Origin of the sequence: Gordonia namibiensis NBRC 108229 (assembly GCF_000298235.1) — a bacterium.
Lineage (GTDB): Bacteria > Actinomycetota > Actinomycetes > Mycobacteriales > Mycobacteriaceae > Gordonia > Gordonia namibiensis.
Genome location: NZ_BAHE01000023.1, coordinates 45576 through 67457 on the forward strand (window position 1 = coordinate 45576; position 21882 = coordinate 67457).

General features: G+C 67.9%; 17 protein-coding genes. 7 read left to right on the plus strand and 10 right to left on the minus strand.

Annotation, left to right across the window (positions count from 1 at the left end):
- Positions 1–66: 66 nt before the first annotated feature.
- The 4 genes from GONAM_RS13910 to GONAM_RS13925 form a co-directional block, all read right to left on the minus strand.
- Positions 67–1872: an ABC-F family ATP-binding cassette domain-containing protein gene (locus tag GONAM_RS13910; RefSeq protein ID WP_006867392.1), complete on the minus strand. Its 1806-nt coding sequence runs from the start codon at positions 1870–1872 to the stop codon at positions 67–69.
- A 32-nt stretch (positions 1873–1904) separates the two neighbouring features.
- Positions 1905–2789, minus strand: a complete 885-nt coding sequence (locus tag GONAM_RS13915; RefSeq protein ID WP_040536485.1) for an SGNH/GDSL hydrolase family protein — start codon at positions 2787–2789, stop codon at positions 1905–1907.
- A gap of 212 nt (positions 2790–3001) precedes the next feature.
- Positions 3002–4159 carry an acyl-CoA dehydrogenase family protein gene (locus GONAM_RS13920; protein WP_006867394.1) on the minus strand — a complete coding sequence of 386 codons (1158 nt, stop codon included), beginning with the start codon at positions 4157–4159 and terminating at the stop codon, positions 3002–3004.
- 38 nt (positions 4160–4197) lie between these two features.
- Positions 4198–5394, minus strand: a complete 1197-nt coding sequence (locus GONAM_RS13925; RefSeq protein WP_006867395.1) for an acyl-CoA dehydrogenase family protein — start codon at positions 5392–5394, stop codon at positions 4198–4200.
- 391 nt (positions 5395–5785) lie between these two features.
- On the opposite strand from GONAM_RS13925, the gene GONAM_RS13930 reads away from it, so the two are divergent.
- The 4 genes from GONAM_RS13930 to GONAM_RS13945 all read left to right on the plus strand — a co-directional run bounded on the left by GONAM_RS13930 (position 5786) and on the right by GONAM_RS13945 (position 10993).
- On the plus strand, positions 5786–7207 hold the full coding sequence (locus GONAM_RS13930) for an MFS transporter (protein WP_006867396.1): 1422 nt from the start codon (positions 5786–5788) through the stop codon (positions 7205–7207).
- 154 nt (positions 7208–7361) lie between these two features.
- The gene (locus GONAM_RS13935) at positions 7362–8495 is read left to right on the plus strand and encodes a thiolase family protein (protein ID WP_006867397.1); all 1134 of its coding nucleotides are present in this window, start codon (positions 7362–7364) and stop codon (positions 8493–8495) included.
- A 75-nt stretch (positions 8496–8570) separates the two neighbouring features.
- Positions 8571–9335 (plus strand): SDR family NAD(P)-dependent oxidoreductase, encoded by a 765-nt coding sequence (locus GONAM_RS13940; protein WP_006867398.1) that lies wholly within the window; start codon positions 8571–8573, stop codon positions 9333–9335.
- Positions 9332–10993 carry a class I adenylate-forming enzyme family protein gene (locus tag GONAM_RS13945; RefSeq protein ID WP_006867399.1) on the plus strand — a complete coding sequence of 554 codons (1662 nt, stop codon included), beginning with the start codon at positions 9332–9334 and terminating at the stop codon, positions 10991–10993. The genes GONAM_RS13940 and GONAM_RS13945 overlap by 4 nt, the downstream gene beginning before the upstream one ends.
- A 192-nt stretch (positions 10994–11185) precedes the next feature.
- On the opposite strand, the gene GONAM_RS13950 is transcribed toward GONAM_RS13945, so the two are convergent.
- Entirely contained in the window at positions 11186–12385 is a 1200-nt protein-coding gene (locus tag GONAM_RS13950; protein WP_006867400.1) for an acyl-CoA dehydrogenase family protein, read from the minus strand.
- 179 nt (positions 12386–12564) lie between these two features.
- Between GONAM_RS13950 and fabG the strand changes: the two genes are divergently transcribed.
- Positions 12565–13323 (plus strand): 3-oxoacyl-ACP reductase FabG, encoded by a 759-nt coding sequence (gene fabG / locus GONAM_RS13955; protein ID WP_006357880.1) that lies wholly within the window; start codon positions 12565–12567, stop codon positions 13321–13323.
- Positions 13324–13374: 51 nt separating this feature from the next.
- A complete protein-coding gene (locus GONAM_RS13960) occupies positions 13375–14598 on the plus strand; it encodes an acetyl-CoA C-acetyltransferase (protein WP_006357881.1) in 1224 nt (407 codons plus the stop codon).
- 348 nt (positions 14599–14946) lie between these two features.
- On the opposite strand, the gene GONAM_RS13965 is transcribed toward GONAM_RS13960, so the two are convergent.
- The 5 genes from GONAM_RS13965 to GONAM_RS13985 form a co-directional block, all read right to left on the minus strand.
- Complete coding sequence (locus tag GONAM_RS13965; protein ID WP_006867401.1) at positions 14947–15819, minus strand: LysR family transcriptional regulator; 873 nt, start codon at positions 15817–15819, stop codon at positions 14947–14949.
- A 6-nt stretch (positions 15820–15825) separates the two neighbouring features.
- A complete protein-coding gene (locus GONAM_RS13970; RefSeq protein WP_040536487.1) occupies positions 15826–16728 on the minus strand; it encodes a LysR family transcriptional regulator in 903 nt (300 codons plus the stop codon).
- 57 nt (positions 16729–16785) lie between these two features.
- The gene (locus GONAM_RS13975) at positions 16786–17547 is read right to left on the minus strand and encodes a crotonase/enoyl-CoA hydratase family protein (protein WP_006867403.1); all 762 of its coding nucleotides are present in this window, start codon (positions 17545–17547) and stop codon (positions 16786–16788) included.
- A gap of 67 nt (positions 17548–17614) precedes the next feature.
- The gene (locus tag GONAM_RS13980) at positions 17615–18739 is read right to left on the minus strand and encodes an MBL fold metallo-hydrolase (protein WP_006867404.1); all 1125 of its coding nucleotides are present in this window, start codon (positions 18737–18739) and stop codon (positions 17615–17617) included.
- A gap of 124 nt (positions 18740–18863) precedes the next feature.
- On the minus strand, positions 18864–20450 hold the full coding sequence (locus GONAM_RS13985; protein WP_006867405.1) for an ABC-F family ATP-binding cassette domain-containing protein: 1587 nt from the start codon (positions 20448–20450) through the stop codon (positions 18864–18866).
- Between the two features lie 198 nt (positions 20451–20648).
- Here GONAM_RS13985 and GONAM_RS13990 point away from each other — a divergent pair, with 198 nt between their 5' ends.
- Positions 20649–21650 carry an enoyl-CoA hydratase/isomerase family protein gene (locus GONAM_RS13990; protein ID WP_006867406.1) on the plus strand — a complete coding sequence of 334 codons (1002 nt, stop codon included), beginning with the start codon at positions 20649–20651 and terminating at the stop codon, positions 21648–21650.
- Positions 21651–21882 lie beyond the last annotated feature (232 nt).

A 21882-nucleotide genomic window follows, 5' to 3' on the forward strand; every position in this document is an offset into this window, starting at 1 on the left:
GGTTTCGATACGCCTCGTCGCAGGCTCCTCGGCTCCTCGACCAGCGGGATCTGCTCGGTATCGAGGTCACTCGATGGCTTCGCCGAGCTCCATCCAGCGTTCCTCGATCTCGGCGAGCTCGGACTCCATCTCCCGGATGCGTTCGGTCTCGGCGGCCAGACCCTGATAGTCGGACTGGTCGTGGTCGGCGAGAGCGGTGCGGGCCTCGTCTATCTTGCTGTGCAGCTTGTCGATCCGACGTTCCAGTGACGCCAGCTCCTTGTTCGCCGCCCGTAGTTCCGCACCGCTGAGTGCAGAGGTGGGTTCGCTCGACGAGCCGCTCGAGCCGGACGCCGTCGCGGAAGCCGTTTCTTTCTGTTGTGCCGCACGGAGTTTCAGGAACTCGTCGACACCGTTGGGGAGGTGGCGCAACTTGCCGTTCATCACGGCGAACTGCTGGTCGGTGACACGCTCGAGGAAGTAGCGGTCGTGCGAGACGACGATGAGGGTGCCGGGCCAGGAGTCCAGGAGGTCCTCGAGGGCGGCCAGCATGTCGGTGTCGAGGTCGTTGGTCGGCTCGTCGAGGATCAGCACGTTGGGGGCGTCGAGCAGGATGAGCAGCAGCTGCAGACGACGCTTCTGCCCTCCGGACAGGTCCTTGACCGGAGTGGACAGCTGGGCACTGTCGAAGCCGAGGCGTTCGAGCAGCTGCGAGGGGGAGAGCTCCTGTGCCTTCGAGCCGGCGCCGAAGGTGTAGGTGGTCTGCAGGTCGGCGATCACCTTGCGGACCGGGTCGTCGAGGAAGCGGTTCAGGTCGTCGAGCCGCTGGGTGAGAGTGGCGACCTTGACGGTCTTGCCTCGCTTCACCTTTCCCGCGGTCGCCTCGACCGTGCCCGCGATGAGCCCGAGCAGCGTCGACTTGCCTGCACCGTTCACTCCGAGGATGCCGGTCCGTTCACCCGGGGCGAGACGCCATTCGACTCCGTCGAGGACGTCGCGGTCACCGTAGGAAACCGACACGTCGAGGAGGTCGACGACGTCTTTGCCGAGGCGCGCGGTGGCCAGTGACTGGAGTGCGACCTTGTCCCGGACGGGCGGGACGTCGGCGATGAGTGCGTTGGCCGCGTCGACGCGGAACTTCGGCTTGGAGGTACGGGCCGGAGCCCCGCGACGCAACCAGGCGAGTTCCTTCCGCGCGAGGTTCTGGCGGCGTGCCTCGATGGTCGCGGCCTGCCGGTCACGTTCGACGCGCTGCAGGATGTAGGCGGCGTATCCGCCCTCGAAGGGTTCGACGATCCGGTCGTGGACCTCCCAGGTCACCGTGCACACCTCGTCGAGGAACCAGCGGTCGTGGGTGACGACCAGCAGTCCGCCGGCGTTGGCGGGCCAGCGGCGCTTCAGGTGATCGGCCAGCCACGTGATGGCCTCGACGTCGAGGTGGTTGGTCGGCTCGTCGAGCGCGAGGACATCGTGTTCGCCGGCGAGAAGCCGGGCGAGCGAGACGCGTCGGCGCTGACCGCCGGACAGGGAGCTCGTCGTAGCGTTCCAGTCGACGTCGCCGAGCAGTCCGCCGATCACGTCGCGGACCTTCGCGTCGCCCGCCCACTCGTGTTCGGGACGGTCGCCGACGACGGCGTGGCCGACGGTCTCGTCGTCGTCGAAGCGGTCGACCTGGTCCAGGACGCCGACGCGCACCCCGCCGCGAACGGTGACGCGGCCGGAGTCGGGTTGCTTGCGGCCGGCGAGCATCGCCAGCAGGCTCGACTTACCGTCGCCGTTGCGCCCGACGATGCCGATCCGATCGCCCTCGTTGACGCCGAGGGAGACCGAGTCGAAGACCTTGGTCGTCGGGTATTCCAGACCTAGGGTTTCCGCGCCGAGAAGATGAGCCACGCCGACCAGGTTAGTGACCGGTCATGCGCGCGCTACCGGCGGATCGCGCCGTTGACCATCATGGCGATCGCCAATGCTCCCGCCTGGTTGACGTGATACGGCATCGCGATCCGGTTCGACAGCGCGCTCTCGTACCAGGGATTGATCAGATTGCACGGATCATGTCCGAGTGACCCGCGATTGGCGTCGACGAAACGGCCCTCGACCTTGGTCGTGGCGCGCAGGAGAGCGTCGTTGGCGCGATGGAAGACCTGTCGCATCCACCGGGCGTCGGGGTCGCTCAGCGGGATCAGCGGCCAGCATCCGCTGTTGCCGATGAAACCGCCGAGGCCGACGACGATGATCTGCGCGCGGGGCGCCTTCTTGCGGATCGCCCGGAGCGCCGGGGTGACGCGGTCCTCCATGCGCTGCACGCGCCACCGGACCTCGTTCTCGAGCTGCGGATTGTTCCGGCAGCGTCGGTCGGTGAGCGGCTGACGGATCTTGCACTGCGCGAGGATCGCGGCCCATTGCATGTCGTTGCCGCCGATGCTGACGGTGATGAGCTGGGCGTCGCGGGGGACCAGGTTCAGCTGCACCGCCTTCGCGCCACGCGGGGTGTGCTGCACGGTGCGATAGAGGTGCGTCGACTGCGCCCCGGCACACGAGATGTCGACGAAGCGCCGCGGCAGCGTCATCGCCGCCACGTACTTCGGGTAGTTGAGCGCCGACCGCTTGCAGCCGTCGAAGTAGTCCGGCGTCGGCGTGAAGAACCCGCCCGACGCACGTGAGTCGCCCATCGCGATGTACGGGCCGCCGGAGTAGCGGACGGGTGCCGCCTGCGCAGGGGATGCGGTCGCCGCCACCAGTGCCGTCACGAATGCGGTGATCAAGACCGCCGCCAGGACGCGTACCCCGCGCTTAGACTTCCGCACCAACTGTTTCCCGCACTTTCCCACGTCCCGACCCACTGCTTCGCTCAGCGAATATTAAGGCAAGCAGATCACGCGCGTGCGCAGAGTGCGTCATCGGTGCTGCTTCTCGGCACTGATTTCGCATTCGGGAGGGTCGGCGTTACGGCGCCGGGTGATCACGTTGCGTTTTGTCCCGGAAAGCGACACAAAACGCAACGTGATCGCTGAGCGGAAACCTAGAGTCCCAGATCCTTCGCGATGATCGTCTTCATGACCTCGCTGGTGCCGCCGTAGATGCGCGTGACGCGGGTGTCGGCGTAGAGACGGGCGATCGGGTACTCGAGGACATAGCCGTAGCCGCCGTGCAGCTGCAGGCACTTGTCGATGACCTTGCCCGCGGTCTCGGTCGCGAACAGCTTGGCGCGTGCGGCGTCGGGGACGGTCAGCTCGCCCTCGTTGTGCAGCTCGAGGGCACGGTCGACGATGGCGCGGATCGCCTCGACCTCGGCCGAGCACTCGGCGAGCACGAACTTGGTGTTCTGGAACGCCGCGACCGGCTTGCCGAAGACGTCGCGTTCCTTGGTGTAGGCGATGGCGTGCTGAACGGCTGCGGCGGCGGTGGCCGACGCGCCGATCGCGATGGTCAGACGCTCCTGGGCGAGATTGTGGCTGAGGTACTTGAAGCCGGCACCCTCCTCGCCGAGGAGATCCTCGACCGGCACCTTCACCGAGTCGAAGGACAGCTCGGCGGTGTCGGACGCCTTGAGGCCGATCTTCTCGATCTTGCGGCCGACCGCGAAACCCTCGGACTTGGTGTCCACCACCAGGATCGACAGACCCGCACGACGGTTCTCGGGATCGAAGGGGGTGGTGCGGGCGACGACGAGGATGCGGTCGGCGAGGGCGCCGCCGGTGATGAAGGTCTTCGCGCCGTCGAGCACGTAGTGGGAGCCGTCCTCGGACAGCTTCGCGGTGGTGGCGATGTTCGCGAGGTCCGAACCGGTGCCGGGCTCGGTCATCGCGATCGCGAACATGATGTCTCCGGAACAGAATCCGGGGATCCAGCGCTCCTTCTGCTCCTGGGTCCCGTACTCCATCAGGTAGGGGAGGATCAGGTTCGAGTGCACCGAGTAGCTGCCGAAGGTGACGCCGGCCGCGGAGGTCTCCTCGGCGATCACCAGGGAGTAGGTGAAGTCGCTGACCCCGCCGCCGCCGAACTCCTCAGGGGCCTCGATACCCAGGACGCCGAGATCGCCGAGCCGGTTGTAGAACTCGCGCGGGGGATGGCCCTGCTTCTCCCAGTCGTGGTAGACGGGCGTGACCTCCTTGGCGATGAAGTCCCGGATCGTCTTGCGGAAGGCCTCGTGGTCCTCGGTGAAGATGCGACGCTGCATATCGGTTCCTAAAGGTGTTGGTGAAGAGGAGGATTGGGTTACTGCTCGCGGTACTCGCGCAGGAGTCCCTTGGAGATGATCTGCTTCTGGATCTCGCTGGTGCCCTCGCCGATGAGCAGGAACGGCGCATCGCGCATCAGGCGTTCGATCTCGAATTCCTTGGAATAGCCGTAACCGCCGTGGATGCGGAACGACGCCTGGGTGACCTCCGCGCAGTACTCGCTGCACAGGTACTTGGCCATGCCGGCCGCGACGTCGTTACGCTCGCCGGAATCCTTCAGGCGGGCGGCGTTGACCATCATCAGGTGCGCGGCCTCGACCTTGGTCGCCATCTCGGCCAGCGAGAAGGCGATGGCCTGGTGCTCGGCGATGGGCTTGCCGAAGGTGGAGCGCTGCTGGGCGTACCTCACGCCGAGTTCGAAGGCGCGCTGGGCGATTCCGCACGCCCGGGCGGACACGTTGACGCGGCCGACCTCGACCCCGTCCATCATGTGCACGAAACCCTTGCCGGGCACGCCGCCGAGGATGTCGGTGGCGGGCGCGCGGTACCCGTCGAAGATGAGCTCGGTGGTGTCGATTCCCTTGTAGCCCATCTTGTCCAGCTTGCGGGGGATCGTCACGCCCGGGACCACCTCGCCGAAACCGGCGGGCTTCTCCACCAGGAAGGTGGTCAGGTTCTTGTGCGGGCGCTCCTCGCCCTCCTCGGTACGGACAAGGGCCGCAACAAGAGTCGACGACCCGCCGTTGGTCAGCCACATCTTCTGGCCGTTGATGACGTAGTTGTCCTCACCGTCGCGCTTGGCGGTCGTCTTGATGGCCGCGACGTCGGAGCCGAGTTCGGGCTCGGACATGGAGAACGCGCCGCGGACCTCGCCGGTGGCCATCCGCGGCAGGAAACGCTGCTTCTGCTCGTCGGTTCCGTGCTGGCGCAGCATGTACGCGACGATGAAGTGGGTGTTGATGACGCCCGAGACGCTCATCCAGCCGCGAGCCAGTTCCTCGACGCACAGTGCGTAGGTGAGCAGTGATTCGCCGAGGCCGCCGTACTCCTCGGGGATCATCAGGCCGAACAGGCCCATCTCGCTCATGCCGTCGACGATGGCCTGCGGGTATTCGTCCGCATGCTCGAGTTCCTGCGCATTCGGGATGATCTGTTTGTCGACGAAAGACCGCACGTTGGCGACGATCTCGGTCTGGATCTCGGTGAGGCCCAGGGTCTGCGCGAGACGGGTCATGGTGGTGTGTTCTCTCCCGTGAACGGGCGGTGCGGGGTCGCACCGACGGGTGGATGTGGGACGCAACGTAACCAAGCATGCCGTCCGGCGGCCGCCCGAAGTAGACGCGATGCGCTAAGGGTGCGATAGCGCGGGCCAATGACAGACGCCGTCTCCGAAGGCGGATCGAACAGTGTTCGCGCCTAACCCTCCGATAGGGCCGACCAATGAACGCTGCTCAGGGCGTTGTGATCGCTGACACATAGGCTGTGGCAGTCGGAGCGTTCACCGAGCGCCTGTTGCGGCGACGGGATCACGGCCCGTTCAATCAGGTGCAGATGTGATCCATCCCACTGGATCGGCATCGTCCTCAGACCCCCCGATTCCATTCCCCCTGGAAGAGGTAACCCTCATGACGGTCACGACCGCCTCCGGCTCCGGCTCCGGCAGGAAGCCCTCGGCGTCCGCTGCTGCCGACGCCCCCATCACCTCCGACTTCGAGAGTGTTCCCACCCCGCGCGGCGGCTACGGCCCGCTCGGCGAACGCCGCCTCACCGCTTGGGGGCTCACATCCCTGCTGGTGAGCCTGTACGTCATCAACTACGCCGACAAGGCCGTGCTGGGCATCATCGCCAAGCCGCTCCGTGTCGAGCTCGGCCTCACCGCAGCTCAGATCGGTCTCGTGGGCAGCCTGTTCTTCCTCACCTTCACCATCGGCGGCTTCTTCGCCGGTCTGCTCAACCGCTGGATGACGCTGCGCTGGTCGCTGGTCCTCCTCGGCCTGTGCTGGGCGGCGGCCATGCTGCCGATGATCGCGGTGGCGGGCTTCGCGGTCCTCCTCATCAGCCGGCTGTTCCTCGGCCTCGCCGAGGGGCCGTCGTCGGCGCTGCTGCACACCGCCGCCTACGCGTGGCATCCGCCTGCCCGCCGCGCACTGCCCGGTGCACTCCTCGCCGGTTCCGCATCGATCTCCAAAATCGCGATCGCCCCGCTGCTCACCGTGATCACGGTCAGCTTCGGCTGGCGCTGGGCGCTGTTCTCGCTGGCCGCCGCCGGTATGGTCTGGGCCGTCGCATGGCTCACGGTCTGGCGCCCGGGCCCGTACATCGCAAGCGGCAAGACCAAGAAGGTCGACGACACCGAGAAGGCCGAGGCCTCCCCGGCCGACGCCGAACCGGCCACCCCGTGGATCAAGATCTTCCTCGCGCCGACCTTCATCACCGGCGCCCTGCTGGTCATGAGCGTCTACGCACTGGTGTCCGTCGTGCTGACCTGGCTGCCGTCGTACTTCGAGGACGGCCTGGGATACAGCCAGCTGCAGTCCGGTTCGATGTTCGCCTTCCCGTCGATCGTCGGCCTCGCTCTCATGCTGCTGAGCTCGGTCACCAGCGACCGCATGATCACCAAGGGTGCATCCCCGCGGGTGCTCCGCATCGTCGTCCCGTCGGTCGGCGTCCTCATCTCCGGTGTCCTGCTCTTCCTGCTGCCCTCGATCAGCGCCCCGATCGTCTGCGTCCTGATCCTGTCGGTCGGCTATGGCTTCGCCGCCATGGTGTTCCCGCTGCTCAACGCCGCTGTCGCGGAGATCTGCCCGCCGCGTCAGACCGCAGGCACCCTCGGTGTGTTCCTGGCGATCATGGCCATCGGCGGCCTCGTCGCGCCGTACGCCACCGGCGTCATCGTCGACGCCGCGGCCACTCCGGCCGAGGGATATGCCACCGCGTTCCAGGTCCTCGGACTGGTCGCCTCGGTCTGTGCCGTGCTGGCGCTGGTCTTCGCCAACCCCGTGCGTGACCGCAAGCGTCTGCGCCCGAACGCGGTCCTGACCGCCTAGGCCCATAGGCAGCACCTCATCGTCCGTGAGCGGGAATCGACTTGTCCGCCAGACCTGTTCATGGTCGGCTCGATAGGACGGGTGATTTCCGCTCACGGACGTCCTCGGTTCCATCCACAACGCAATCCACTGCCCGACCTTCTTAGGAGACCTCATGCGCGATGCAGTGATCGTCGACGCCGTCCGCGCCCCGATCGGACGCCGCCGCGGAGCCCTGTCCGGAATCCACCCGGCCGACCTGTCCGCCCACGTCCTCGAGGCTCTCGTCGAGCGGACCGGGCTCGATCCCGCAGTCGTCGACGACGTCGTCTGGGGCTGTGTCAGCCAGTCGTCGGAGCAGGCCGGCAACATCGCCCGCACCGCGATCCTCGCGGCCGGATGGCCGGAATCGGTGCCCGGCACCACCGTCACCCGTGCCTGCGGTTCGAGCCAGCAGGCCGTCAGCCAGGCCGCCGCCGCGGTCATCTCGGGCCAGCAGGACATCGTCATCGCCGGTGGCGTCGAGTCGATGAGCCGCGTCGCGATGGGCAGCTCGGCCCCCAACGGCGAGCACCAGCCGGCCACCGTCCTCGACCGCTACGGCATCGACAAGTTCAGCCAGGGTCTCGGGGCGGAGACCATCGCCTCCAAGTGGGGCTTCGACCGCACCCGTCTCGACGAGTACTCCCTGCGCTCACATGAACTCGCGGCTGCTGCCGTCGACCGCGGTGCCTTCGACGGACAGCTCGCCCCGATCTCCGGTGTGCTCGAAGGTGACGAGGGCATCCGCCGTGGCGGCACCCTGGAGTCGCTCGGCAAACTCAAGCCGGCGTTCGCCGAGGACGGCGTCATCCACGCCGGCAACTCCTCGCAGATCTCCGACGGTTCGGGTGCACTGCTGATCATGTCGTCGGAGACGGCGAAGTCGCATGGGCTGACCCCGATCGCGCGCATCCACACCGCTGTCGTCGCCGCCGACGACCCGGTCGTCATGCTGACCGGCCCCATCCCGTCGACGGCCAAGGCTCTCAAGCGTTCCGGTCTGTCGATCGACGACATCGGCGCCTTCGAGATCAACGAGGCCTTCGCACCGGTGCCGCTGGCCTGGCAGGCCGAGACCGGCGCCGACATCGAACGGCTCAACCCGCTCGGCGGCGCGATCGCCGTCGGCCACCCGCTCGGTGGTTCGGGCGCCATCCTGATGACCCGCCTCGTGCACCACATGCGCGACAACGGGATCCGCTACGGACTCCAGTCGATGTGTGAGGCCGGCGGCATGGCCAACACCACCATCCTCGAACTCCTCTGACCCCTCTGCTCGAAGCCGGCCGGCTCCACGCCGGCCGGCCAGAAGTCAGCCAGCACTGAAAGGCACATCAGCACAATGGAACTCAAGGGACTCTCGGTCGCCATCACCGGCGGCGCCTCCGGTCTGGGCCTCGCCACCGCCAAGCGTGTCCTCGACGCCGGCGGCCTCGTCACCCTGATCGACCTCCCGACCTCCGACGGCCAAGCCGTCGCCGACGGTCTCGGCGCGTCGGCGAGCTTCGCCGCCGCCGACATCACCGACGCCGAACAGTTCGCGGCCGCCCTCGACGTCGCCGACGAGCGCGGTGGCCTGCGCGGCCTCGTGCACTGCGCCGGCGCGGGCCGTCGTATGCGCATCCTCGACAAGGAGGGCAAGGCCGGGTCGGCGGAGGACTTCGAGTTCGTCATCAAGCTGAATCTCGTCGGCTCGTTCCATGCACTGTCGCTGGGTGCCGAGCGCATCGCGCGCCTCGAGCCCATCGACGGCGAGCGTGGCGCCATCGTCATGACCGCCTCCGTCGCCGCGTTCGAGGGCCAGATCGGCCAGATCAACTACTCGGCCTCGAAGGCCGGCATCGTCGGGATGACCCTCGTGGCCGCCCGCGATCTGGCCAGCAAGCTGATCCGCGTCAACACCATCGCGCCCGGCACCATGGACACCCCGCTGCTGGCCCGCCTGCGTGACGACGTGCGCGAGTCGCTTGCGGCGAGCATCCCCAACCCGTCGCGCCTCGGCCGCCCCGAGGAGTTCGGGCAGCTCGCGGCGAACATCCTGGAGAACGCCTACCTCAACGGCGAGACCATCCGCCTCGACGGCGCGATCCGCATGGCACCGCGATGAGCGCCGGGGCGCCGACGACGCTCAACTACCCGGACACGAGCATGGCGGTGCTGCCGGCCAGCATGGCCGCGCTGTACGGCGATCGTGCCGCGGTGGTCGACGGGGACACGACGCTGACCTACGCCGAACTCGACGCGCGTTCGGCGGCGGTGGCTTCTGCGCTCCGTTCGGCGGGTGTCGCCGAACGTGACGTCGTGCTGATCTACCTCACCAACAGCATCGAATTCGTTGTCTCCTACTACGGTTCGCTGCGGGCCGGTGCCACGGTCACCCTCGTCAACCCGTTGCAGCCGATTCCCGGCCTGCATCGCCAGATCGTCGAGACGGGCGCGGTGGCCGGTTTCACGCAGGTCGAGCAGTCCGATCGGCTCCTGTCGGCCGCCGCCGACTCGCCACTCTCCACCGTGGTGGTCGTCGACGGTTCGGCCGCGGCGGTCGAGGGCGTGCAGGTCGAGGGCGTGCGGGTCACCTCGCTCGACGAGTTCGTCGTCGGACACAGTGAGGCGCCCGCCGTCACCGTGACCACCGAGGACGTCGCGCACCTGGCGTTCACCGGCGGGACGACCGGTGTGTCGAAAGGTGTTCGGGTACTTCATCGCAACGTTCTCGGCAACGCCACCCAGATGATCGGCTGGCGTGCCGGGCATGCGGTCGAGGTCGGCGACGACGGCCTGCTGCGGTTGACTCCGCGCCCGGGCTCCGATCGCGGAGTGGTTCCGGGTGACGCCGCGACCGTCGTCGTGTCACCACTGTTCCACGCCCACGCGCTGATCAACATGACGTTCCTGTTGCTGTGTGGTGCAACGCATGTGCTCGCCGGACGATTCGAACCCGGCCGGATGCTCGCGCTGATCGAGCAGTACCGGGCGTCGTATGTGACCGGTAGCCCGGCGATGTGGCATGCGCTGGCCGTCCACCCCGATGTCGAGTCACGCGACCTCACCTCGGTGCGGGTCGTGTCCTCGGGCGCCGCGCCGATCGACCTGGTGACGCTCGAACAGCTCGAGAAGGCATTCCCCGCCGCGGCGATCATCGAGGGCTACGGCCTCACCGAGGCGACCTGCCTGGTGTCCTCGGCGCCGCTGACCGCCGAAGGTCAGTACCGGCTCGGCAGCGTCGGACTCCCGACCTTCGACACCGAGGTCGAGATCCGCGCCGCACACGACCCGACCGTCGTCCTGCCGGCGGGGGAACGGGGACAGCTCTGGGTCCGTGGACCGCAGGTCACCGACGGTTACCTCGGACATCCCGAGAAGACCGCGGAACAGTTCGTCGACGGCTGGCTCGACACCGGCGACATCGCCTTCCGCGACGAAGACGGTTACATCTACATCTGCGACCGCGCCAAGGACATGCTGATCTACAAGGGCTACAACGTGTATCCGCGTGAGCTCGAGGAGATCCTGGTGACCCACCCCGATGTCGCGGCCGCCGCGGTGGTCGGACGCGAGGCCGGACCCATCGGCCAGGAACCGGTGGCGTTCCTGGTCCCCAAGGACGGCCACGTTGTCGACGAAGATGCGGTAGCCGCGTTCGTCGCCGAACAGGTGTTGCCGTACAAGAAGATCCGCGACGTCGTCGTCGTGGACGAACTGCCGACCTCGGCAGCCGGCAAGATCCAGAAGGTCGCCCTGCGCGAGCGTCTGACGCACGCCTGACCCTCTTCGCCGGTTGAGCCCTCGCGGTTCCGCCGGTTGAGCCCTCGCGGTTCCGCCGGTTGAGCCCCGTCGAAACCTCATAGCCCGAAACCGCGCTCAGCGCGGTTTCGGGCTATATCTTTCTCCGGACCTGCACAGACAAAGCGGCCGGCCCACCTCTGAGGAGGATGGGCCGGCCGCTTTGTCATGAGCTCAGCGCTGGGCGTTCTTGGTGCCCTGCTTGTAGAGGTTGCGTCCGATGATGAGGCGCTGGATCTCACTGGTGCCCTCGTAGAGGCGCAGCAGGCGGACCTCGCGGTAGATGCGCTCCACCGGGACGTCGCGCATGTAGCCGCTGCCGCCGTGGATCTGGACGGCGAGGTCGGCGACCTTGCCCACCATCTCGGTGCAGTACAGCTTGGCGGCCGACGGTGCGACGCGCCGGTCGGTGTTGTCGACCCAGGCCCGGGCGGCCTCGCGCACCAGGGCGCGACCGGCCATCACGCCGGTCTGCTGGTCGGCCAGCATGGCCTGGACCAGCTGGAACTCGCCGATCGGGTTGCCGCCCTGGGTGGCGGTCGCGGCCCAGGCGATCGACTCGTCGAGCGCGCGCTGGGCGGTACCGACCGACAGTGCGGCGATGTGCACGCGACCGCGGGCGAGGGACATCATCGCGGCCTTGTAGCCGACGTCCTCGCTGCCTCCGATGAGTGCGGCGTTCGGGACGCGCACACCGTCGAAGTGGACGTCGGCGGTCCAGGCGCCCTCCTGGCCCATCTTGCGGTCCTTGGCGCCGACAGTGAGTCCGGCCGAGTCGGCCGGGACGAGGAACACCGCAATGCCGGTGCCGTTCTCGTCGGCCGGGCGGGTGCGGGCGAACACGACGAACAGGTCGGCCAGCGGCGCGTTGGTGATGAAGCGCTTCTCGCCGGAGATGACCCAGTCGTCGCCGTCGCGAACGGCCTTGGTGCGCAGGCCCGCGGGGTCCGAGCCGGCGCCCGGTTCGGTCAGTGCGAAGGATGCGACGACCTCACCGGAGGCGATCTTCTCCAGCCAGGCGGCCTTCTGCTCGTCGGTGCCGAAGTTCACCAGCACCTGGCCGGCGATGCCGTTGTTGGTGCCGAACATCGAGCGCAGTGCCAGTGAGGTGTAGCCGAGCTCCATCGCCAGTTCGGCGTCCTGGGTCAGGTCGAGTCCGAGCCCGCCCCACTCCTGCGGGATCGCGTAGCCGAAAAGGCCCATGTCCTTTGCGGTTTGGCGGATGTCCTCGGGAATCGCATCGGTGTCGAGGATTTCCTGTTCGCGGGGCACGACGACCTCGCGCACGAATTCTCGAGTCGCCGCCAGGATGTCGGCGAAGTCTTCCGCGCTCACCTGCGAGGTGGCGGTCGGTTGTTGCATCACTCCGGTCATGGTGCCACTCTTGCGCGTCCACGGTGAGGGGTCCAATACGAAACCGGGATCGCTCCGATAGCCGTTGCGTATGAAACGAACGCGTTCGACACCGGATTCGCGGGTTAGATTACTGACATCACCCGGCGCCTCCAGCCGCTGGTGTCTGCACCAGAACCCCCCATGGGAAGGACCCGAAGATGTCATCCACCACCGCCCAGCCGCTCCTCGAGGGACGTACCGCCGTCGTGACCGGTGGCGCCCAGGGCATCGGCTTCGAGATCGCCCGGTCCTTCGTGGACGCGGGCGCCAAGGTGGTCCTGGGTGATCTCAACCTCGACGCCGCGCAGGCCGCCGCCGACAAGCTCGGCGGCCGCGACGTCGCCCGCGCCGTGAAATGCAATGTGGTCAACGGTGACGAGGTCGACGCGCTGCTCGCCGAGGCGGTCGACGGCTTCGGCTCGCTCGACGTCCTGGTGAACAACGCCGGCATCACCCGCGACGCCACCATGCGCACCATGACCGAAGAGGACTTCGACCTGGTCATCTCGGTCCACCTCAAGGGCACCTGGAACGGCACCCGCAAGGCCGCCGCCATCATGCGCGAGGCCAAACGCGGAGCGATCGTCAACATCTCGTCGCTGTCGGGCAAGGTCGGCATGGTCGGCCAGACCAACTACTCCGCCGCCAAGGCGGGCATCGTTGGCATGACCAAGGCGGCGGCCAAGGAGATGGCCCACCACGGCGTGCGCGTCAACGCGATCCAGCCCGGCCTGATCCGCTCGGCGATGACCGAGGCGATGCCGCAGAAGGCCTGGGACCAGAAGATGTCGGAGATCCCCATGCACCGTGCAGGCGAGGTCGGCGAGGTCGCCAGCGTCGCACTGTTCCTCGCCTCGGACATGTCGTCGTACATGACCGGCACCGTGCTCGAGGTGACCGGCGGCCGCTTCATGTGAGACCTGTTCTCACCCAAACTCTTCCACCCCGAATTCCGCGAAAGGTCAACCATGCGAGACGTCGTCATCTGTGAGCCGGTACGTACCCCGATCGGCCGCTACGGCGGGATGTTCAAGAGCCTCACCGCAGTCGACCTGGGTGTCACCGCGCTCAAGGGACTGCTCGAGCGCACCGGCATCGACCCGGAGAAGGTCGAGGACGTGATCCTCGGGCACTGCAACGGCAACAGTGAGGCGCCGGCCCTCGGCCGCGTCATCGCACTCGACGCCGGGTTGCCGATCACAGTGGGCGGCATGCACATCGACCGTCGCTGCGGCTCGGGTCTGCAGGCCGTCATCCAGGCCGCTTACCAGGTGTCCTCGGGCGACAACGATCTCGTCGTCGCCGGCGGTGCCGAGTCGATGAGCAACGCCTCCTTCTACTCCGTCGACATGCGCTGGGGCGGTGCGCGCACCGGAATCGCCATGCACGACAGCCTCGTCCGCGCCCGCTCGACCGCAGGCGGCAAGAACTACCCGGTGCCCGGCGGCATGATCGAGACCGCCGAGAACCTCCGCAAGGAGTACGAGATCTCGCGCGAGGAGCAGGACGAGCTCGCCGTCGAATCCCACACGCGCGCAGTGCGTGCCCAGAAGGACGGAGTCCTCGCCGAGGAGATCATCCCGGTGACCGTTCCCGGCCGCGGCGGCGACCAGATCATCGACACCGACGAGCATCCCCGCCCGGACGTCTCGCTGGAGTCGCTGGCCAAGCTCAAGCCGATCATGGGCAAGGCCGATCCGGAGGCCACCGTGACCGCCGGCAACGCCAGCGGACAGAACGACGCCGCATCGATGGCGATCGTCACCACCACCGAGGTCGCCGAGAAGCTGGGCCTGCGCCCGCTCGTCAAGCTCGTGTCCTGGGGTCTCGCCGGCGTCCCGCCGCGCACCATGGGTATCGGTCCGGTGCCGGCCACCGAGAAGGCACTGGCCAAGGCCGGTCTGACCCTCGCCGACATCGACCTCATCGAACTCAACGAGGCCTTCGCGGCCCAGGCGCTCGCCGTCACCCGCGAATGGGGTTTCGGGCGGTTCGGTTCCGGAGGCGACTTCGACCGCACCAACGTCCACGGCTCGGGCATCTCGCTGGGCCATCCGGTCGGCGCGACCGGCGGTCGCATGCTGGCCTCACTGGCCCGTGAACTGCAGCGCCGCGAGGGTCGCTACGGCCTCGAGACGATGTGCATCGGCGGCGGCCAGGGACTCGCCGCGGTCTTCGAGCGGGTTGCCTGACGGACCTCGATACGCGGCGCCCTCGCTCCGCTCGGTCGACGCTACTCGGCCGGCGGGGTGGGGGCGTCGTGTTGCTCTGCTGGGGCGCCGCTACTCGGCCGGCGGGGTGGGGGCGTCGTGTTGCTCTGCTGGGGCGCCGCTGCTCGGTCGGTGGGGTGGGGGCGCCGCTACTCGGCCGGGGCGGGCGTACCTTCTGCTGGTTGAGTAGGCGAGGAGCTTGCGATGAGCCGTATCGAAACCGCTAACCCACCTGTGCGCGAATGAGTTCCACGAAGGCCTGGCCCACCGGGGGCGTACCTTCTGCTGGTTGAGTAGGCGAGGAGCTTGCGATGAGCCGTATCGAAACCGCTAACCCACCTGCGCGCGAATGAGTTCTACGAAGGCCTGGCCCACCGGGGACAGGGATGCGGGGTCGAAGGCGATCGCGAACGGTCGTACGAAGCGGGGTTCGGTCTCGCGGATGACGACGCGGTCGACGGCGGTGTCGGCCATCGAACGTTCCAGCAGGGTGCCGCCGATTCCCGCCAGCACCATGGGGAGTCGCTCCTCGCGATGTTCGGACAATACGGCGAGGGGCGGTCGGATCCCGCCCACGCGGATGGCCTCCTCGAGTTCGTCGGCCACCGACTGTCCGCGCGGCACGAACACCATCGGGTACGTCGGGAGATTGCCCAGCGGGATCGGCCCCTCGGGGACCTCGGCTCCCTCGGGGTAGACGAGGACGTACTCGTGTTCGCCGAGTTCGATGACCTCGAGCGCGTCACCGGCGATCGGCAGGTGGGCGACGGCGAACTCGCAGTGTCCGTCCTCGATGGTGGACGCGGCCCGGGTCTCGTCGCGTAAGTCGCCGAGCCGCACCGACACTCGCGGATAGATGTCGCGGAAGCGGGCGATGAGGTCGACGACCGGGCCGACGGCCGTGGCCGGGGACGCGAGCAGATCGAGGTGTCCGGTCAGTTCGTCCTCCTCGGCGGCGAGGAGATCGCCGACGGCATCGACGTCGCGGATGATCTGGCGGGCCGGACCCACCATCGTGCGGCCGGCCGCCGACAGCACCATGCCGCGGCCGATGCGGTGGAACAGCTGCACGCCGAGTTCGCGTTCGAGCGCCCGCAACGCCTGCGAGACCGTCGGCTGCGCGACGCCCAGCGCGGTGGCAGCACCGCCGATGCCCTGGTTCTCGACGACGGCGAGGAAGTACTCGACCTGGCGTAATTCCATGGTGGCCTACCAGTCCGCTGTCTCGGTCGGCTCCTGGCTCAGACCGGAGTGGGCCCGGGCCGCGGAGATGAAGGCGAGTGCCGCCGGGGAGGGAAGACCCGAACGCAGCACGAGTCCCCACGGTCGCGTCAACGGCGGATCGAGTACGAGCTGCCGGGTGCCGGCGAGCTGCTTGCCGGCCACGGTGCGCGGGACAACCGTTGCGGCCGTTCCACGTTCGACGAGATTCCAGACGGCCGCGGGTAACGGGCAGTCGACGACCACGTTGCCGGCGGCGTCGTCGAGCAGATCGGCGAGCAGGGCCGCGGTGTGCTGATCGCTGTGGTCGATGACCAGCGGGACCGACCGAATCGCACTGCGCGGCACGGTGTCCGGAAGCCCGGCGACCAGGGCGTCGGGCGCCGCCACCACGAGCTCCTGCTCCGTCATCGGGATGGCCGAGAACGTCGCGTGTTCGGCCGAGGAGTCGATGACCCCGATCTCCGCGTCGCCGGAACGCAATGCGGAGAGGACGCCGGCCGGGCCGTCGGCGGCGAGGACGCGAACCGCGAGCCGGGGGAAGCGCTCCCGGAACAGTCGGACGACGTCGACGAGCGGGTCGATGCTGAAGGCCGCGTAGGTCACCACGTCGACGCGTCCGGACCGCAGCTCCCGGACCGCGTCGACCTTGCGCTTGGCGCGCTCGACGTCGGCGAGGATGCGTCGCGCCGCGTCGTCGAGCTTGCGGCCCGCCTCGGTCAGTTCGAGGCGGCGTCCGGTCCGGTCGAACAACGTGACGCCGAGACGCTTCTCGAGGGTCCGGATGGCCTGCGACAGGGAGGGCTGAGAGATGTAGAGCGACTGGGCGGCCTTCGTGATCCCACCGTGGTCGACGACTGCGACGAAGTAGGTCACGAGGTGCAGGTCCACACCGGTCACTCTAGTGATCGCCCTTTCCCACAGTCAGCGGCCCGTCCGCAGTGATGGTCAGCGGCCCCGCCACTGGGGTGCGCGCTTCTCGGCGAACGCCTTGGCACCCTCCTGCGCGTCCTCCGAGGAGAAAACCGGGGTGAGGTACTCCCACTGCTTCTTGATCAGGTCTTTGTCGGTGTAGTTGATCGCCATCGAGGTGACCTGCTTGGTGGCCTTGACCGCGAGCGGACCGTTGGCGGCGATCGTCGCGGCGAGCTCACGGGCACCGGCGAGCGCCTCACCGGGCGCTGTGACCTTGTTGACCAAGCCGAACTGGTGGGCGCGCTCGGCGGTGAGCGGATCACCGGTCAGGGCCATCTCCATCGCGACCTGGTAGGGGAGGATCTTCGGCAGGCGCAGGAGGCCGCCCGCTGCCGCGGCGAGACCGCGCTTGACCTCGGGGATGCCGAACTTGGAGTTGTCGGCGGCGACGACGAGGTCGGCGGACAGTGCGAGCTCACAGCCTCCGGCCAGGGCCCAACCCTCGACCGCGGCGATCAGGGGCTTGCTCGGCGGGGCCTCGGTGAGGCCGCCGAAACCGCGGTCCTTCAGCGAGACCTGCTCGCCGCGCGAGAACGCCTTGAGGTCCATGCCTGCACAGAACGTGCCGCCGGCGCCGGTGAGGATGCCGATCGTGAGATCGTCGCGCGACTCGAGCTCGTCGATGGCGGCCGCGATGCCCTCGGATACTTCGAGATTGACGGCGTTCTTCGCCTCGGGACGGTTGATCGTGATGACGGCGACTCCGTCGGCGAACTCGGTGAGCACGGCGCTCATGGGGGATCTCCTCTGTTGATCGGTGGGGCAGCCGGTGAGACGTTCACCGGCGGAGTCTCGTTCGGGGTCAGTCCGGCAGCGACAGGGTCGACGCCGCGGTGCGGTGTTCGGACACCGTCGCCAGCGACCATCGGACGGGTTCGATCGTGGTGTCGGCGAGGTCGGTCACGGTCGGGGCTGGTGTCGAGGTGAGGATGCCGCGCTCGCTGAGGACCAGCAGATGCGCGTCGGTCTCGCGCAGTGCGAGACGCTTCATCGTCAGGTTGAGGTCGCTGAACGGGCGGGACCAGCCGACGTTCTGGGTGATCTCCCATGCCGTGGACTCCGGGCGCGCGGCGACCGCCTCGGTGATCTCGGTGAGACGCTCCTCGTGATGCGACAGGAGCCCGGTGACCCGAGCGCCCAGACCGCGGAACCGGTACTCGTGCGACGGCAGGGCCTCGTGTTCCCGCATCTTCTCGGTGTTGGCCAGCGAGACCAGATAATCGGCGAGCGGGCTCTCCGTCTGCATCGGACTGGTGGACACATTCGGACTGATCCGCGGCAGCAGGTGATCGCCGGTGAAGATGATCCCCGCATCGTCGTCGGCGAAGCACAGGTGGCCCGGGGTGTGACCGGGCGTCCAGATGGCACGCAGATTCCAGCCCGGGATGTCGAGCGGGGCATCGGCGGTCAGCTCCGTGTCGATGGTCCGACCGTCGGGGAGACGGACGAAGTCGACGAGCCCCAGGCCCGCGACGTCGGCCGGGGCGCCGAGAACCCGCAACTCCCACCGCGCCTCGTCGAGCTGGCTCTCGACCTCGTCGTCGGAGTGGTAGCGCAGGTGGCTGGCATCATCACGGTGCATCAGCAGCTCGACATCGGTGTGCTCGAGCAGCCTCGGGACGAGACCGAAGTGATCCGGGTGGAAGTGGGTGATGGCCGCCGACCGGACGTCGGTGACATCGTGACCGGTGCTGCGGAGGCCGTCGACGAGAGCACGCCACGACTCGTCGGACGGCCACCCCACGTCGATCAGCGCCAGCCCGCCGTCGGGCAGCGCGAGGGCGTAGACCAGGACGTAGCGCAACGGGTTGGCGCCCATCGGCACCGGGATCGACCACAGACCCGGCCGCACCTCTTCGACGGGCGGGAGGACCTTGTCGGCCCAGGCCTGCTGCTGGCGGCGACCGGTCACCTCGATCGTGGCCATCCGACCTCCTGGCTGTCATCGTCGCGACGCACCGCGGGGGGAGTTGCGGTGCGCAACAATCATCCGATCACGAGACCCCCGTCACGCTCAATGTGGGGGCGGCTCAGGCGCCCTGAGGAACTGCCTATGTGTCGGAGTTCTGCGCTGGTGACAACGCACTCACCACGACGCGACGGTCGATCCCGATGCGATCCAGGAACCCGGCGTCGTGGGAGACGACGAGCAGCGCGCCATTCCAGCTATCGAGCGCGTTGACCAACTGGGTGACCGTGTCGAGGTCCAGGTTGTTGGTCGGCTCGTCGAGGATCAGCAGCTTCGGGGTCGGGTTGCCGAGGAGTGCGTCAGCGAGGCCGACGCGCAATCGCTCGCCGCCGGAGAGCTCCTCGAGCGCGCGGTCGGCGCGTGCACCGCGGAACAAGAACCGTGCCAGATGCGAACGCACCTCCTGAGTGCCGATGTCCGGATGATGCGCCGACACCAGGCCGGCGATCGACATCGACGGGTCGTCGAAGACGATCTGTTGCGGCACATACGCATACGGCACGACGACGGCCTCGCGCGCGATGAGGTCGGCGATGAGTGTCGACTTCCCGGAACCGTTGGGCCCCACCAGCGCGATGCGTTCCGGTCCGTCGATCCGGAGTCGGTCGTCGGTGACGACCTGGGCCCGCGACGGTACGTCGGCCTCCGGCACCACGATTCGGGCGGTGCGATCCTTGCGGACCTCTTCGCGCGCCTCGTCGAGCCGGGAGGCGGCCGCCGCCACGTCGTCCTGATGGGCGTTGCGCAGCTTCCCGGCCGACACCTGCGCTTCACCGCGACGCAGGTGCGAGATGATCTTCGGCACCCGCTTCTCGCGTTCGGCGGTCGCGGCGGTGCGGGCGCGGCGATCGAGTTTGATCTGTGTGTCGACCAGCTCCCGACGCTGCTTGCGCAGGTCGCCGGTCGCGGTCGCCACGGCCGCCTCGGCCGCCTCCTGTTCGGCGTCCACGATCTCGCGGTAGTGCGAGTACGGGCCGCCGAACACACGCACCCGACCCCGGTACAACTCGAGCGTCGCGTCGACACGCTCGAGCAGTTCGAGGTCGTGACTCACCACGATCACCGTGCCGGAGAAGGCATCGATGGCGTCGAAAAGCCTTGTCCGTGAACTGGTGTCGAGGTTGTTCGTCGGCTCGTCGAGAAGCAGGACCGAGGGTCGGCGCATGAGTGCCGCGACGATCGACAGCAGCGTCGCCTCGCCGCCGGACATGGCGCCGACCCGACGGTCGAGATCGGTGGGCAGCCCCATCTGGGCGAGGAGCCCGATCGCTCGCTCCTCGACATCCCAGTCGTCACCGACGGCGTCGAAGTCGTCGGCGTCGACCGAACCGCCCTCGATGCGACGGATCGCGCTGCGGATGGAGTCGATGCCGAGTGCTGCGGACACGGTCGACTCCGGATCCGACTGGGGGTCCTGCGGAACGACCCCCACCTCCGGCGGGGACGTGATCCCGGCGATGCTCACACTGCCCGAGGCCGGGCGGAGACGCTGCGAGATCAGGCCGAGCAAGGTCGATTTACCTGCGCCGTTGGCACCGATCAGCGAGTACGTGGACGCGCCCAGCGTCAGATTGAGGTGATCGAAGACCGCGGTGCCGTCGGGCCAGATGACCGAGACATCGGACAGCACGATCGACGGCTGGGAGGAAAAGGACAGGGGAGTGGACACGAGAACTCCTGAAGTGGTTCGGATTCACCGACGGGTGTCTGTACGACATCGCGCATCGGCCGGGGCCACTTCAGTTCTTCATCGTGTGGGATCACTCCTCGGGTCGGCAGCGGTTGCGGGCTCCACGGTAATGGATGCGTCCGGGTCTGCCAACGGGTTTTCTCCGGCTTTTCTTCCCTCACCGCTACGGTTGAGGGCATGTCCTTCATTCGCACCTCGGTGTCCAACGGCGTCGGTGAGATCGTCCTCGACCGACCGAAAGCCCTGAACGCGCTGGACCAGACCATGATCGACGACATGTACGCCACGCTCGGCGAGTGGGGCGACGACGACTCGATCGAGACCGTCCTCGTCACCTCCGCGAGCGACCGCGCCTTCTGCGCAGGCGGCGACATCCGGGCGATCCGCGAGCACTCGCTCGACGGCGACACCAAGGCGATCACCCGTTACTTCAGCAGTGAGTACCGGCTGGACCAGATGGTCGCCGACTACCCCAAGCCGTACGTGAGCCTCATCGACGGCGCGGCCATGGGTGGCGGACTCGGCATCAGCGTGCACGGTGAGATCCGCGTGGTCACCGAGAAGGCGATGATCGCGATGCCCGAGACCGCGATCGGCTTCTTCCCCGACATCGGTTCCACCTACTTCCTCCCGCGGCTGCCCGAGGGCGTCGGCATGTGGCTCGGTCTCACCGGCGCGCGCATCCGCGGCGTCGACGCGGTGGCCGTCGGCCTGGCAACACATTTCGTGGCCTCGGCCGATATCGCCGGCGTCGCCGAGTCGATCCGTTCCGGGGATCCGCTGGCCGACGCGCTGGCGACTTCGGGGACCACGGAGACCAGCGATGTCCCGCTCCGCAAGATCGGTGAGTATTTCGCCGATGACAACATCAACGCCATCGTCGGTGGTCTGCGCGGAGCGATCGGCGATGAGTGGGCCGAGGAGATGATCGGCCTGCTCGAGAAGGCCTCACCCACCAGCCTTTGGGTGACGGCCGCGATGATCAACGCCGGCGCGCAGTCCGGGATCGACGAGTGCTTCGACCGTGAACTGCATGCGGCAGAACAGATCACGGCCACGAACGACTTCCGCGAGGGAGTGCGGGCGGTGCTGGTCGACAAGGACCGCAACCCGGCCTTCGACCCTGCCGCGATCGACGATGTCGACCCGGCGGTCGTCGCGCGGATCGTGGGTGCGTGAGCTGTGTCCGCTGGTTGAGTAGGCGAGGAGCCTGCGATGAGTCCGGTCTTCTCGCTGGTTGAGTAGGCGAGGAGCCTGCGATGAGTCCGGTCTTCTCGCTGGTTGAGTAGGCGAGGAGCCTGCGACGAGCCCGGCCTTCTCGCTGGTTGAGTAGGTGAGGAGCCTGCGACGAGCCCGGCCTTCTCGCTGGTTGAGTAGGTGAGGAGCCTGCGACGAGCCGTATCGAAACCCC

Excerpts from the sequence above, each read along its gene's own strand:
- GONAM_RS13920 (WP_006867394.1), bottom strand. The coding sequence starts at position 4,159 with ATGCAGCGTCGCATCTTCACCGAGGACCACGAGGCCTTCCGCAAGACG.
- GONAM_RS13925 (WP_006867395.1), bottom strand. The coding sequence starts at position 5,394 with ATGACCCGTCTCGCGCAGACCCTGGGCCTCACCGAGATCCAGACCGAG.
- GONAM_RS13930 (WP_006867396.1), top strand. The coding sequence starts at position 5,786 with ATGACGGTCACGACCGCCTCCGGCTCCGGCTCCGGCAGGAAGCCCTCG.
- GONAM_RS13935 (WP_006867397.1), top strand. The coding sequence starts at position 7,362 with ATGCGCGATGCAGTGATCGTCGACGCCGTCCGCGCCCCGATCGGACGC.
- GONAM_RS13940 (WP_006867398.1), top strand. The coding sequence starts at position 8,571 with ATGGAACTCAAGGGACTCTCGGTCGCCATCACCGGCGGCGCCTCCGGT.
- GONAM_RS13945 (WP_006867399.1), top strand. The coding sequence starts at position 9,332 with ATGAGCGCCGGGGCGCCGACGACGCTCAACTACCCGGACACGAGCATG.
- GONAM_RS13950 (WP_006867400.1), bottom strand. The coding sequence starts at position 12,385 with ATGACCGGAGTGATGCAACAACCGACCGCCACCTCGCAGGTGAGCGCG.
- fabG (WP_006357880.1), top strand. The coding sequence starts at position 12,565 with ATGTCATCCACCACCGCCCAGCCGCTCCTCGAGGGACGTACCGCCGTC.
- GONAM_RS13960 (WP_006357881.1), top strand. The coding sequence starts at position 13,375 with ATGCGAGACGTCGTCATCTGTGAGCCGGTACGTACCCCGATCGGCCGC.
- GONAM_RS13965 (WP_006867401.1), bottom strand. The coding sequence starts at position 15,819 with ATGGAATTACGCCAGGTCGAGTACTTCCTCGCCGTCGTCGAGAACCAG.
- GONAM_RS13975 (WP_006867403.1), bottom strand. The coding sequence starts at position 17,547 with ATGAGCGCCGTGCTCACCGAGTTCGCCGACGGAGTCGCCGTCATCACG.
- GONAM_RS13980 (WP_006867404.1), bottom strand. The coding sequence starts at position 18,739 with ATGGCCACGATCGAGGTGACCGGTCGCCGCCAGCAGCAGGCCTGGGCC.
- GONAM_RS13990 (WP_006867406.1), top strand. The coding sequence starts at position 20,649 with ATGTCCTTCATTCGCACCTCGGTGTCCAACGGCGTCGGTGAGATCGTC.